Here is a 13,512-nt window from a genome sequence, read left to right on the forward strand (position 1 = left end):
ATTTTGGGAAAGCATAAAGGATGTTCTTGGCTACAATACCATAGCTAAATGCTCAAGTCGTCGGCAACGGTGATTTTCTGCTCTCTTGTCTGTTGGACCATATATAATACGTATATTTGCTGTTTTTACAGGTAGAGTATATGGCGGAATCTGAACCAAAGATTGGGATTGTAGGAAGTGGAAGTTGGGCCACAGCGATGATTAAAATGCTGGGCGACAATGAAGTGCAGAAACATGTTCTGTGGTGGATTAGGAAAATAGAAGATTTAACTTATGTAAAGACCTATCACCATAATCCGAGCTATCTAAGTGCCGTTGAACTTCGCGTAGACGAAACTAACCTATACACGGACGCCAGGCAAGTGATTCAACAAGCTGATATCGTTGTGTTAAATACGCCCTCGGCCTATTTAAAAGCTGCCCTGAGGGAAGTACAGGCAAGTGATTTTGCCGGCAAAATAGTCGTTTCTGCAATCAAGGGGATTATCCCTGACGAAAATCTCATCGTAGGAGAGTATCTCATGAAAGTCTACGGCATTCCAATAGAACAAATTGTTGTGATTGGAGGGCCATGTCACGCTGAAGAAGTGTCGTTGGAGAAGTTATCGTATCTTACGTTGGCGGCTAAGGTTAGTGATCATGCTGAACAGTTAGGAAAGCTCTTGCGTAATAGATATATCAACACCATTATCTCCACAGACATATTCGGGGTGGAATATGGCGCTGTGCTGAAGAACATTTATGCGTTGGCAGGAGGGATCTGTCACGGGCTAGGTTTCGGTGATAATTTCCTGGCGGTGTTAGTTTCTAACGCAATCCGCGAAATGGAAACTTGTGTGAATGCCATTGATCCAGAGGAATCCCGTGACATCAACGCGTCAGCCTATTTAGGCGACTTATTGGTTACGGCTTATTCGCAGTTTAGCCGTAACCGCACATTCGGACACATGATTGGCAAAGGATACACGGTACAATCGGCCCAACTAGAAATGAACATGGTTGCGGAGGGGTATTATGCATCGGCTTGTATTCAGAATATTATTCAAGGTTACGGGCTGAATATGCCTATATGTGACACGGTTTATCAAATATTATATAATAAGCAGCCAGCGGCCCTCGAAGTAAAAAAATTAGCTACAAAACTCACATAAATGAAGTTAACAAAAGAACATATTGCCGACACTTATCGGATCATCCAAGACGAGATTACAAAAGGGCTAGAAACCTTAGACGGCCAGACTAAATTTCAAGAAGAGCTGTGGGATAGGGAAGGTGGTGGTGGTGGCCGAACACGGATTATTCAGGATGGTGCACTGATCGAAAAGGGAGGGGTTAATTTTTCGGCTGTCCACGGAAAACTGCCTGAAACAGTCAAGAATGCCTTCGGTGTCGACGAAGAGGATTTTTTTGCGACGGGGGTATCTATTGTTATTCATCCCAACAACCCTTGGGTGCCAATTATTCATATGAATATCCGATATTTTGAGCTGAACGATCAAATTCGCTGGTTCGGAGGCGGAATTGATCTGACGCCCCATTATGTGATCGAGGATGATGCTAAGTTCTTTCATCAAATGATGAAAAATGTCTGTGACAAACACGCCCCCTCCTTTTATACGGAATTTAAAACGTGGGCAGACAATTATTTCTTTATCAAGCATCGTCAGGAAACACGCGGAATCGGGGGCATATTTTATGATAAGCTTACTCCGGAGAAAACCGGGTTAACCGAACAAAAGCTATTCGATTTTTCGTGTGATCTGGGAAGAGCTTTTCTACCAACGTACACAGAGATCGTGCGCCGTAACAGAGATCGAAAATTCAACGATCGTGAAAAACAATGGCAGTTATTGCGTCGAGGCCGATATGTCGAGTTTAATTTGGTGTATGATTCAGGAACACGTTTCGGATTAGAGACGAATGGTCGGATAGAATCGATATTGATGAGTCTTCCGGCTCAAGCAAATTGGGTGTACGATTTCAAAGCGGAGCCTGGCTCAGCAGAAGAAAAGACCCTTTTATTATTGCAGAAAGACATTAACTGGGCTTTGTAACTTTATACATAAAAATTCTTAATGATAGCATATCAGCGTTTCACACTCGATAACGGTTTGCGCGTATTAGTTCACGAAGATCACAATACGCCCATGGCCTGTGTTAATATTGTATATGATGTTGGAGCTCGGGACGAGTCCCCCGATAAGACCGGTTTCGCTCACCTTTTTGAACACCTCATGTTTGGTGGCTCTATCAACATTCCTAACTATGATGGACCGCTTCAAGAAGTGGGAGGCGAGAATAATGCATTTACCAGTAACGATATTACCAACTATTACATCACCTTACCTTCTGCCAATCTGGAAACTGCATTTTGGTTAGAAAGCGACCGTATGCTGGGATTGGCATTTAGCGAGCAAAGCTTGAACATACAGCGAAATGTCGTTTCAGAAGAATTTAAGCAACGCTATTTAAATCAACCTTACGGCGACGTTTGGCTAAAGTTACGTCCGCTCGCTTATCGTGTACATCCTTATCGATGGGCTACGATAGGAAAAGAATTACGTCATATCGAAGATGCTACCATGGAGGATGTGCGTGCTTTTTTTGCTAAATATTATATTCCAAACAACGCCATCATGGTTGTAACCGGCGATGTTCACCTCCAGGAAATAAAACGACTGACAGAAAAATGGTTTGGAGGAATTCCTTCAGGTAAAAAAGAGGTTCGAAACATCCCTAAAGAACCGGTTCAAGCGGAACCGCGCCGAGAAACTGTTTATGCAGATGTCCCGGTGAATAGCCTATATATGGCTTTTCATGGGCCTGACCGACTGCACCATCAATATGCCGCCATGGACTTAATGTCGGATATTCTGTCCCGAGGCAATTCATCTCGTTTGTACCGCATCTTGGTTAAAGAGCAGCCTTTATTCAGTGAAGTCAATGCTTATGTGATGGGATCGATAGACAATAATTTATTCGTAGTCGAAGGAAAACCATTACCACATGTTTCCATGGAGGAGGCCGAACGTTTACTTTGGAACCAACTTGAGTTGTTAAAGGACGAGTTGGTTACGGATTTCGAGCTGGAAAAGGTGAAGAATAAAATCGAGTCCACTTTAGTCTTTGCAGAATTATCTATCTTGGATAAAGCCATGAATCTTGCATTTTATGAAGTGTTGGGTAACGCCACCTTGTACAACCAAGAAGTCGAAAAATATCTTGCTGTTACCGCTTGTGATATACAGATTATTGCTAATCAGATATTTAATCGCTCAAACTCATCAACATTAATCTACTACGCTAAAGACACGCAACATGTTGAATAGAACAATTGCACCTCCTCAACATCCCATTGCTGGGGCCACTTTGATCGAACCCGAAGAGTTTGTTTTTGAAAATGGATTGCGGGTTTTCATTTTTCAGGCACCGGCGCAAGAATTGATCAAAGCCGAATTCATATTTCAGCATGTATTTTCAGCACCTGAGAATCCGCTTTTGCATACCTGTCTAAGCCATATGATCAAGGAAGGCACGACAACAAGAACAAGTACACAGATTGCGGATGAAATCGATTTTTATGGCGCATATTTGATGCCCGAATATAGTTTCGATCAAACATCATTGACACTTTATACTTTACGTAAGCACGCCTCTTCGCTATGGCCTATTGTTCATGATGTTCTCATGGACGCCGTTATTCCCGAAGCTGAACTGGAAACCTTTATCCGCAATAACAAACAAACTCTGCAGATTTCTATGCAGAAGAACGACTATCTCGCTCGTCGTATTTTCTACAAATATATATTTGGAGAGAGTCGCTATGGCAGTACACCTACAGAAGAAGCGTACGACAGCCTGAGTCGCGAAGATTTATGTGCATTGTATAGAAAGCAGATCCAGCCACACAATTGTACGCTTATTTTATCGGGCAATATCTCATCGCATATGCTCGCAGATGTGCGCTCTTTTTTTGAGACGAACTGGCTATCATCCGACCGCGGATTTAATAGTTCTTCTCCGATATTTCCTGAATTTATTCCAACAACGATAGTCGAAGAGCGTCCGGAGGCTTTACAGTCGGCTATCCGATTGGGATGTCCATCCCTCAACCGGGCACATGCTGATTTTCCGGCTGTGCAATTTGTAAACACCTTGTTTGGTGGCTATTTTGGATCTAGGCTGATGCGTAATATTCGAGAGGAGAAAGGTTATACGTATAGCATAGGTTCGGCCATCGCGAGCTTAAAGCATGGAGGATTTTTCACGATCGCGTCTGAAGTCGGTGCCGAAACCACACGGTCAACACTACAAGAAATTGAAAAAGAATTTGTACAACTTCGTACACTTGAACCTTCAGTCGAGGAGCTCGCACTGGTAAAAAACTACATGATGGGTTCGATTTTGGGAAGCCTCGAATCGATATTTTCTCATGCGGATAAATTCAAGGCAGTATATTTTTACGGGATGACGTTAGACTATTATCGCCATTATAACGAGGCAATACGTAGCATGACTACTCCACGGGTATTAGAAATAGCCCAACAATATTTTGATTATTCGAAATTGGTGAAGATCGTCGTAGGTAAACTGGATTAATTCTTTTAATCATAACCAAAATCAGGTATTTTATCAACTGTGATTTAACACAAAAATACTAATATATTTAGTATTTTTGTGTTTATGGACGATCGATTAACGGAAAAACTCACCATTCTTGCCGATGCTGCGAAATACGATGTCAGTTGCAGCTCTAGCGGCAGTTCTAGAAAAAATAATAACAACGGTTTAGGTAATACTGGGACAGGAATCTGTCATACCTATACCGAAGATGGACGATGCGTATCGTTGTTAAAGATCCTGCTCACAAATCACTGCATCTATGATTGCGCTTATTGTGTATCTCGAAAAAGTAATGATATTAAGCGGGCGGCTTTCACTGTTAAGGAAGTAGTCGATTTAACTATAAGCTTCTATCGACGTAATTATGTCGAAGGGCTATTTTTAAGCTCAGGCATTTTTAAAGATGCCGATTACACCATGGAACGTTTGGTTTTGGTCGCGAAAACGCTTCGCGAACAGTATCATTTCAATGGTTATATTCACTTGAAAGCCATCCCAGGGGCATCACCTGAATTAATACATGCTGCGGGAACTTATGCAGATCGGTTGAGCGTAAACCTGGAAATACCTACTGAAGTGGGATTAAAGTTATTGGCGCCAGATAAAAATCGGAAAGATATGATTGGTCCGATAACGTATTTAAGAAACCAGTTACTGAGAACAGAAGAGGAGAAACAGCTTTTCAAACACACACCACATTTTGCTCCTGCAGGACAGAGTACACAAATGATCATAGGTGCTGCGAATGAATCGGACAAACAAATTATTTCCGTCGCTCAATATTTCTACAGTCATTTTAAAATGAAACGTGTTTATTATTCGGGGTATGTACCTATTTCATTCGACAGTAGACTTCCAGCTATTGGAAGTCATATTCCTACTATTCGAGAAAACCGCTTGTATCAAACAGATTGGCTGATGCGTTTCTATGGATACCGTGCTGACGAAATTGTAAACGATGATCATCCATTGCTTGACTTAGACGTTGATCCTAAGCTCGGCTGGGCTTTACGAAACATGCACATTTTTCCCATTGATGTCAATACAGCACCGCGCAATCTGCTGTTACGTATTCCAGGCGTTGGCGTTTCATCAGTACAGAAGATTCTCGCCACGCGTAAATTCGGGTGCCTTTCTCTAGACACTCTTAAGAAAATAGGCGTTGTGACGAGCCGAGCAAAATATTTCATTACGTGTCGAGGTTATCAGCAGATCTTTTCAGATAAACATCCAGATCAATTAAAACAATTAATTTTGCAACAGGTACCGCATACATTATGCTCCAAACAACATACTCAACTCGTGCTATTTTAGATCAGATGGGCCAAAAGGAGACAATATTTTATTTCGATGGTACCTGGGATGGGGTTTTAACAGCTGTTTTCGATGCATTCGAATATAAGCGTTCGCCGCTGGATTTACGTGATATGCCTGAAAAACAGGTAGATATATTTGCGGATATGCATATGGTGATCACAGAAAAAAGCAAAGCGGATCGTGTGGAGGCAGGCCTACAAAAAAAAGTTGGAAAACGAGCATCAATAGAGCTTTGGCATGTCTATTTATCTGAACAGGCCGGTTCGGCGCTGTTGGTTCTACGTATGGCAATACGCTATTTTTCGGATTTCGGCATGTGTAACAGAAATTACAGTGATCATGATGTGCTTCAGGTCAAACGTATCGTAAAGTCCGTTTCGCGCGAACGGCATCGGATGATGGCGTTCGTACGATTTTGTCTCCTTCAGGACGATCTATATTTTGCGCATGTGGCTCCCGACTTTAATGTGCTTCCGCTGATTACCCGCCATTTCGTCGAACGCTACGCAGATCAGCGTTGGCTAATTTACGATCAAAAACGTGGCTATGGGATCTATTACGATCTGAAAGTGGTAAATGAAGTCCGGTTAAATGATCTGGATGCAGGAACGTTAAAACAAAAGATCGCTGACAAAAAACAGGAAGTAGAGATCGTATATGCTAAATTGTGGAAACGGTACTTCTCCGCCGTCAATATCACAGAGCGGAAAAACCTGACGCTCCATGTGCAGCATGTTCCCAAGCGTTATTGGTCGCTCCTGACGGAAAAAGACGAATACTAAAATTTACGCCTTCAAAAAAGCTGAATTATCGAAATACATCAATCGTTTTAGTTATGCATTGCTAAAAAAATTTTTCTTAAATAAGCGGTTGTCTATCAGACGAATAAATACGTGTATATCGTACAATAAGCTGAAAATCAATTTTTTAATTGGTTTTTCTTCCGTAGTTTTGCTTCGTGAACTTAATAATAAGGGATATGCTCTTCGTAGGTTTTAGCAACTTGACACTCTGTATCGGGCGTTGCATGACCAAGAAGGTTGGGGATGCCCGGAAAATGTACATGCTTAACACCATTTTTTTTCATGGCTTTAAAAACACTGGGGCAGTTTATCATAGAGAAACAGGCCGATTTTCCGTATGCAAAAGGGGAGCTCTCGCGACTATTGCGTGACATAGGAATTGCAGCAAAAGTAATCAATAGAGAAGTAAATAAGGCCGGACTTGCCGATATATTGGGCGAAAATGGAGATCACAACGTGCAAGGCGAGGCACAAAAAAAACTGGATGTTTATGCAGATGAGCAGTTTATCGAAGCTTTGAGCCGGGGTGGAGAATGCTGTTACATCGCTTCAGAAGAACACGAAGAAGGGATTGACCTGACAAAAAGATCAATATCTACAAAAGGGAAATATATGGTATGCATGGACCCGTTAGATGGGTCATCAAATATAGATTTGAATGTCTCCGTCGGATCTATTTTTTCCATTTACCGAAGAAAAGACCCCGAACAACCTATGAATACTGCAGAGATATTGCAATTCGGTCACGAACAGGTGGCAGCAGGCTATATTATTTATGGATCCTCAACGATGTTGGTATATACTACCGGGAAAGGTGTTAATGGGTTTACGTTAGATCCTTCTATCGGTGAATTTTGTCTTTCACATCCGAATATGCGCATTCCAGAAGAGGGCAATACATATTCGGTCAATGAAGGCAATTATTTAAAGTTTCCGCAATATATCAAAGACTATATCAAATACTGCCAAATGGAAGATCTGGCAACTGATAGACCGTATACGTCGAGGTATATCGGCTCTATGGTCGCTGACCTTCATCGCACTCTCATTATAGGAGGAATTTTTTTGTATCCGGAAACGTCAAACTATCCTTCCGGTAAGCTCCGCCTTTTGTACGAATGTAATCCGATGGCGTTTATCATTGAGCAGGCAGGGGGGATGGCTCTTTCTGGTCAACAACGGGTATTAACTATCAAGCCCACACACTTGCACCAGCGTACACCGATTATAATAGGAAGTACAAATATGGTGAGGAAAGTTCAGGAGTTCATGACACGCGATCAGGATACTTCTGAATTGTTGGACAAGAAACTTACCTTTTCAGGATAGCGTGCCGCGTACTGCAAAACGATTTGTTGCATATAAAAATTACTGATGCATTTATCTCGATACGAAACGATATCTTCCACATGTGTCCATTGTTGAATAAAATCGACGAAGCCAAATGCATATAACTTGTCCTCTTTGTAATAGACATAGCTGCTTTCCCCATCGCTGCGTCCTTTGTCAATCAATAGAAACGACTGTTTGTTCGTGTCGAGGTAGTGAAGCAGTCGCGTTATCGTTGCGCTGTATGCGTCTAGTGAAGGAAGGTCAGTGTAGTCAATTCGTTTGTCTTCACGGGTTCGCGTAGAAGGTGAGTAAAATGTGCATAGTGCCGGAGGCAATTGAAATTGATGCATCAAACTACTTAAAAATAAGTTGGCCTCTTGTACAGTTTCGAAGTAGCGAAGTTGCTGTACGCCGAGAATAACCTTACTTACCGCCAAGCGATCGTATCCCCGAATGTCTTGATAGCAAATCAATGCGTATTTAGGTTCATACCGCTTGAGGGCTCGATTATGAATAGGCCAGTGTTTTTTTATCAGTTGGCACTCCATTAGTAGGGCCATTAATTCTGTCCCAGATTCCTCAAAATCAATCGTACAGATGTCATTGATAAACTGTTGCCTACGCAAGCCTGTATTACTTCCTGTGAAATGGCTGAGAACCCGTTTTTTCAAGTTAATAGCTTTCCCGACATATATGATTTTTCCTTTGGCATTGCGGAAGATATAAATCCCGCATGCTTCGGGGATTTTGCTAAATTGCTCCAAAGATAAATGAGTGGGTAGCCGATGTTCTGTATTTTTATTAATACTCTCTTCAATATATTGTTGCTTGTCACGTTGCAACAACAGATTGAAAAGTAGCGCCGTAGCCTGTGCATCGCCCATTGCACGATGACGGTCGCGTAAGGGGACATTCAATTGACTACAAAGTTTTCCTAAACTATAGGATTTAAAGCCCGGAAGTATTTTTCTAGAAAGTCGAACGGTACACAATTTAGGAGCCTGCCAATCATAACCGGCTTGTTTTAATTCTTTAACTAAAAACGAATAGTCGAAATTCACATTGTGCGCTACAAATATCTTACCCTGAAGCAGGTGATAAACATCTTCTGCAATATCTTCAAAAATGGGAGCACCCACAACCATGTCGTCGGTTATACCGGTTAATGTCTGTATAGCCAATGGAATATACGATTGCGGGTTTACCAATGTATGATATTCCTCAATAATTTTTTTTCCGGTATGTATCAGGATCGCTATTTCTGTTATTCGATTCCCTCCAGCATAATTTCCAGTGGTCTCTATATCGACAATCGCAAATTGTTTGGGCTTGTTCACATTACAATATTACTAATTAAATTAGTAATATTGTAATGTGAATAGATATTCTTTATCCTAATCCACTTTCATGCCGATCAAGTCCCGAATTGCGACAGATGCGATAGCGCCTCCAAATGCGGCGGGTAAATAAGACATGGTTCCGTACGCCGACTTTTTGAAATTACTGCCATCGGTGTAAAGCAAGGAATTTTTATCAGGAAGTTCCGTAGAAAATGCTACTTTAACCCCGTCTCGAATGTCGTGCTTACGCAGTTTTTTACGGATATGTTGTGCCAGTTTGCAATTATAGGATTTACTGATATCGGCAATACGTATTTTAGTAGGGTCTACTTTTCCGCCAGCCCCCATCGAACTCACGAACGGAATATGTGCTTCCAGCGCTCGGCGTATAAAGAAAAGTTTGGGTGTGATACTGTCAATAGCTTCGACACAATAGTCGGGCTTTAAGGCCAACAGGTCAGGGATTTTTTCGGGTATTATAAAATCTTGAATAACATGAAGCTCTAATTCAGGATTAATAGCCAATAATCGCTGCTTCATGATCTGCGCTTTAGATTCCCCATGATTCGTGGCAAGGGCAGGAAGTTGCCGATTTCGGTTAGACGGATCGACCGTATCACCATCTATAATGGTCATCTTTCCTACACCAGCTCGGCAGATAAATTCCGCAGAGAAGGATCCTACGCCGCCCAATCCTAAGACCATGACGTGCGAGTTGGCTAATTTTTCTAAGGCTTCGCGTCCTGTTAATGCTTCTGTCCGCGAAAGCCACGATAAATCTTTCATTCTACAAGTTGATAGTTAAATATATTTTCGAAGTTTCGATACAACTGCTGCTTAAGTGAAGGGTTGTCTAATTTTCGAACGCCGCAAAAATACGTATAAACATCTACTATTTTAGTAGATTTATCGTCGGTCTCCAAGAAAATTTTATCTAATGGCGCATCGGTGATCAATTCATCCTTTTTACCGGAAAGCAAGGAGGGGCCTAAGCTCACATAATAACCTGCGTGATATATCTGTTGAGCGAGCAACTGATTTTTTTCAAATCCATGGAAGATAACAGGTACTTGAACACGCTCGTCTTTTAAAATTTTGAGACACTCTTGATGTGCGCGCACGCAATGTACGATTAATGGTTTGTTGACACTGTTAGCAAAAATGACCTGTCTTCTGAATACTTTTTCTTGTAATGTCCACTCTGTGTCACAAAGTTTGTCCAGTCCACATTCGCCGATGGCCAACACGTGCTTTTTTTTGCCATGATCATGTAATGCATCCAGTTGAGCGCTTGGGTTGGTATCAATATACCAGGGATGAATGCCCAATGAACATGGTTGTGCGAATAAGTAATTTTTAGAGATTATAACGTTTGGGAGAGAAAACTCGTGTTCCGTACTTTCCAAAGTACAGTGTGTATGTATATTGATGTAAGGAACATGCATACTCAAATATACGAATTTCGATTGATTCAGAAGTAGTTAGCTGAAAATCTATAAACAACACCCCCGCGTGTGATCAGACAGATGTTTTCAATGTCTCCAGAATTGCAGATGCTTTGAGCAGGCATTCTGCATATTCCCTTTCGGCATCTGCTTCCAACGTGATGGCTCCACCTGTATGAAAGGATAAATAACCGATCGATTGATCGTAGATTATGGAGCGGATAACGACATTAAAGTCGAAATCACCATCAGGAGCAAAGTAACCAATTCCTCCAGAATAAAGGCCACGCTTGCAGGCTTCATAACGCTCACAAAGTTTCATGGCACTGACCTTCGGAGCCCCAGTCATCGATCCTGCTGGAAACGTATTTTTTAGCACCTCGGTGTCCGAAACTTGTGGAGATTTTTCACAAGTAATCGTTGATATCAGTTGATGCACCTGCTTAAAAGTGTGTACCTCCAACCGCTTATCCGCGTTTACAGATCCGGGAATCGCACTGCGTGTTAAATCATTGCGTACGAGATCAACGATCATCACATTTTCTGCAATTTCTTTCGGATTATGGATGAGCGCTTGAATATATGCAGCGTCTTCGTCTTCATTTTTTCCGCGGGGTGCAGTTCCTTTGATGGGTTGTGATATGAGCGTATCTCCGCGCTTTGCTAAGAAACGTTCCGGTGAAGCAGAGAGCACATAACGATGGCGAAATTTAAAGAAACAGGCGAAAGGGGTAGGAGAAATACTATTCAGTGTTCGATACAACAAAAGCGGATCTAACTGAACATCTTCTGCATAAAATTCCTGACAAAGATTTACTTCGTAAATATCCCCCCGCTGTATATGCCGTTGCATGTGGTCGAATGCACGTAAATATTCCTGTTTGGAAAAACGCTTTTGGATGTTAATGGGAGGCAGATTGATCATATCCTCGCGCTGTTGTATATACTGTATCTCTTGAAAAACGGCGTGTGGATCCTTTGCCTGTATCTCGATACTGTCATGAAAAAAATGGATAATTATCGATGGCACAAAAAAGTACGCTTTCGGCCAATGAAGAACCGCGGGGAGTTTCGGTGTAATATCTTCGATTTGATCCTTCAAATCGTAACTGAAAAAGCCAGGCATCCATTGTTGGGGATGCTTGGCTTTAAACGCTTCTAAATCGCTAAATATATCCCGTTCGTCGACGGATTCAAACACATCAATAGCCTGTACAGCTAAAAAGCGGTCTAACTTGCTGTAAGGGTCTGGATGTCCGTTGGATTGAAAGAAACACAATTCATCAAATTGTTGCGCCCAAAGTAACGCGCGTTCCTCAAAACTCGTGTCAATCCGAAAAATGGCTGTAGCCATATTTTTTTACAAAGCAATAGTTTGAACACGATCGGGCCCAACAGACAAATACTTAATCGGTACCTCTAATGCCTTCTCTAAATAAGCAATGTAATTTTTTAATGCAGCAGGAATCTCATCAGCTGTGCGGATTCCTGTGATGTCCTGATTCCATCCTTCCACTTGTTCCAAGATGGGCTCGGCTTGGTTGGTAATGATTTCATAAGGCATGTAGTCGATTATCTCGCCATTGTGTTTGTAATGTGTACACACGTGAATTTTTTCGAACGTATCTAATACATCCGCTTTCATCATGATCAATTCCGTCACACCATTTAGCATGATAGCGTATTTTAGGGCAGGAATGTCGATCCATCCCGTACGGCGCGCACGTCCTGTTGTCGCTCCAAATTCATGACCGAGCTGCCGTAGCTGCTCTCCAGTCTCGTCATCTAGTTCCGTTGGAAAAGGGCCACCGCCTACGCGTGTCGCATAAGCTTTAAAAATGCCATATACTGCCCCAATTTTATTTGGAGCAATACCTAAGCCCGTACATGCGCCCGCCGTTGTTGTATTGGATGAGGTAACGAATGGATAGGATCCAAAATCGACGTCCAATAATGTCCCTTGCGCCCCCTCTGCCAAAACGCGCTTTCCTGATTTTAAATAATTATTTACCAAATGTTCTGCGTCCACGTGCGGAATGGATTTGATAAATTCAATCGCAGCCAAAAAAGATTGTTCTTTCTCAGAGAAATCAGGAATCTCACCATAATGAGATAATATCTCCAAGTGCTTCGTTTTTAATTTTTCATAACGCTCTTGAAAATCGGGAAGAGTTGTATCTCCAACACGCAATCCATTACGACCTGTCTTGTCCATATAAGTTGGGCCAATACCTTTTAAAGTTGAACCAATTTTTCCAGCGCCCATTTTTGATTCGGAGGCTGCATCCAGCAACTGATGGGTAGGAAGAATAAGATGTGCTTTACGAGCGAGAACTAAGGTTCCTTTTCCTACCGGATCGAAGCCAGCCGCACGAAGGTTATCCAATTCCCGTTTTAAGATAATCGGATCGATAACGACGCCACTACCAATTAAGTTTAAAGTACCTTCATTGAATATCCCCGAAGGAATGGTGTTGAGAACAAATTTCTTGTTGTCAAATTCTAATGTGTGTCCAGCGTTAGGACCACCTTGGAAGCGCGCGATCAAATCATACTTAGGACAAAATACGTCAACGATTTTCCCTTTTCCTTCGTCGCCCCATTGCAGGCCCAGAAGCACATCAACTTGCATAATATTTGAAATATTGAGAT

The 13,512-nt window shown here is 41.9% G+C and carries 12 protein-coding genes; 7 read left to right on the top strand and 5 right to left on the bottom strand.

The genetic code is table 11. The features are described 5' to 3' along the window. Positions 1–140: 140 nt before the first annotated feature. The 7 genes from ACFSR5_RS04380 to fbp all read left to right on the top strand — a co-directional run bounded on the left by ACFSR5_RS04380 (position 141) and on the right by fbp (position 8,072). A complete protein-coding gene (locus ACFSR5_RS04380; protein ID WP_380901100.1) occupies positions 141–1,151 on the top strand; it encodes an NAD(P)H-dependent glycerol-3-phosphate dehydrogenase in 1,011 nt (336 codons plus the stop codon). After that, positions 1,152–2,054 carry an oxygen-dependent coproporphyrinogen oxidase gene (hemF, locus tag ACFSR5_RS04385; protein ID WP_380901102.1) on the top strand — a complete coding sequence of 301 codons (903 nt, stop codon included), beginning with the start codon at positions 1,152–1,154 and terminating at the stop codon, positions 2,052–2,054. 21 nt (positions 2,055–2,075) lie between these two features. Next, on the top strand, positions 2,076–3,329 hold the full coding sequence (locus ACFSR5_RS04390) for a M16 family metallopeptidase (protein WP_380901104.1): 1,254 nt from the start codon (positions 2,076–2,078) through the stop codon (positions 3,327–3,329). Further along, on the top strand, positions 3,319–4,599 hold the full coding sequence (locus ACFSR5_RS04395) for a M16 family metallopeptidase (protein WP_380901106.1): 1,281 nt from the start codon (positions 3,319–3,321) through the stop codon (positions 4,597–4,599). The genes ACFSR5_RS04390 and ACFSR5_RS04395 overlap by 11 nt, the downstream gene beginning before the upstream one ends. A gap of 84 nt (positions 4,600–4,683) precedes the next feature. Next, positions 4,684–5,937 (top strand): putative DNA modification/repair radical SAM protein, encoded by a 1,254-nt coding sequence (locus ACFSR5_RS04400; protein ID WP_380901108.1) that lies wholly within the window; start codon positions 4,684–4,686, stop codon positions 5,935–5,937. Then, entirely contained in the window at positions 5,901–6,722 is an 822-nt protein-coding gene (locus ACFSR5_RS04405; RefSeq protein ID WP_380901110.1) for a TIGR03915 family putative DNA repair protein, read from the top strand. The genes ACFSR5_RS04400 and ACFSR5_RS04405 overlap by 37 nt, the downstream gene beginning before the upstream one ends. 303 nt (positions 6,723–7,025) lie before the next feature. Then, positions 7,026–8,072 carry a class 1 fructose-bisphosphatase gene (fbp, locus tag ACFSR5_RS04410; protein ID WP_380901112.1) on the top strand — a complete coding sequence of 349 codons (1,047 nt, stop codon included), beginning with the start codon at positions 7,026–7,028 and terminating at the stop codon, positions 8,070–8,072. Here the strand turns inward: fbp and ACFSR5_RS04415 are convergent. From ACFSR5_RS04415 to ACFSR5_RS04435, 5 genes are all read right to left on the bottom strand, one after another. Beyond that, positions 8,024–9,412 (bottom strand): exonuclease domain-containing protein, encoded by a 1,389-nt coding sequence (locus tag ACFSR5_RS04415; protein ID WP_380901114.1) that lies wholly within the window; start codon positions 9,410–9,412, stop codon positions 8,024–8,026. The two genes, fbp and ACFSR5_RS04415, sit on opposite strands and share 49 nt — an antisense overlap. Positions 9,413–9,469: 57 nt before the next feature. Further along, positions 9,470–10,201 carry a tRNA threonylcarbamoyladenosine dehydratase gene (locus ACFSR5_RS04420; RefSeq protein ID WP_380901116.1) on the bottom strand — a complete coding sequence of 244 codons (732 nt, stop codon included), beginning with the start codon at positions 10,199–10,201 and terminating at the stop codon, positions 9,470–9,472. Further along, entirely contained in the window at positions 10,198–10,821 is a 624-nt protein-coding gene (locus ACFSR5_RS04425) for a TatD family hydrolase (RefSeq protein WP_380901118.1), read from the bottom strand. Before ACFSR5_RS04425 ends, ACFSR5_RS04420 begins: the two co-directional genes overlap by 4 nt. A 112-nt stretch (positions 10,822–10,933) precedes the next feature. Next, complete coding sequence (locus ACFSR5_RS04430; protein ID WP_380901120.1) at positions 10,934–12,214, bottom strand: anthranilate synthase component I family protein; 1,281 nt, start codon at positions 12,212–12,214, stop codon at positions 10,934–10,936. Between the two features lie 6 nt (positions 12,215–12,220). Continuing rightward, on the bottom strand, positions 12,221–13,492 hold the full coding sequence (locus ACFSR5_RS04435; protein ID WP_380901122.1) for an adenylosuccinate synthase: 1,272 nt from the start codon (positions 13,490–13,492) through the stop codon (positions 12,221–12,223). Positions 13,493–13,512 lie beyond the last annotated feature (20 nt).

The organism is Sphingobacterium suaedae (assembly GCF_042684625.1).
GTDB classification, from domain to species: Bacteria; Bacteroidota; Bacteroidia; order Sphingobacteriales; family Sphingobacteriaceae; genus Sphingobacterium; species Sphingobacterium suaedae.

What these genes read in the sequence shown, in the direction of transcription:
- ACFSR5_RS04380 (WP_380901100.1), top strand. Translation starts at nt 141, where the DNA reads ATGGCGGAATCTGAACCAAAGATTGGGATTGTAGGAAGTGGAAGTTGG.
- hemF (WP_380901102.1), top strand. Translation starts at nt 1,152, where the DNA reads ATGAAGTTAACAAAAGAACATATTGCCGACACTTATCGGATCATCCAA.
- ACFSR5_RS04390 (WP_380901104.1), top strand. Translation starts at nt 2,076, where the DNA reads ATGATAGCATATCAGCGTTTCACACTCGATAACGGTTTGCGCGTATTA.
- ACFSR5_RS04395 (WP_380901106.1), top strand. Translation starts at nt 3,319, where the DNA reads ATGTTGAATAGAACAATTGCACCTCCTCAACATCCCATTGCTGGGGCC.
- ACFSR5_RS04400 (WP_380901108.1), top strand. Translation starts at nt 4,684, where the DNA reads ATGGACGATCGATTAACGGAAAAACTCACCATTCTTGCCGATGCTGCG.
- ACFSR5_RS04405 (WP_380901110.1), top strand. Translation starts at nt 5,901, where the DNA reads ATGCTCCAAACAACATACTCAACTCGTGCTATTTTAGATCAGATGGGC.
- fbp (WP_380901112.1), top strand. Translation starts at nt 7,026, where the DNA reads ATGGCTTTAAAAACACTGGGGCAGTTTATCATAGAGAAACAGGCCGAT.
- ACFSR5_RS04420 (WP_380901116.1), bottom strand. Translation starts at nt 10,201, where the DNA reads ATGAAAGATTTATCGTGGCTTTCGCGGACAGAAGCATTAACAGGACGC.
- ACFSR5_RS04430 (WP_380901120.1), bottom strand. Translation starts at nt 12,214, where the DNA reads ATGGCTACAGCCATTTTTCGGATTGACACGAGTTTTGAGGAACGCGCG.
- ACFSR5_RS04435 (WP_380901122.1), bottom strand. Translation starts at nt 13,492, where the DNA reads ATGCAAGTTGATGTGCTTCTGGGCCTGCAATGGGGCGACGAAGGAAAA.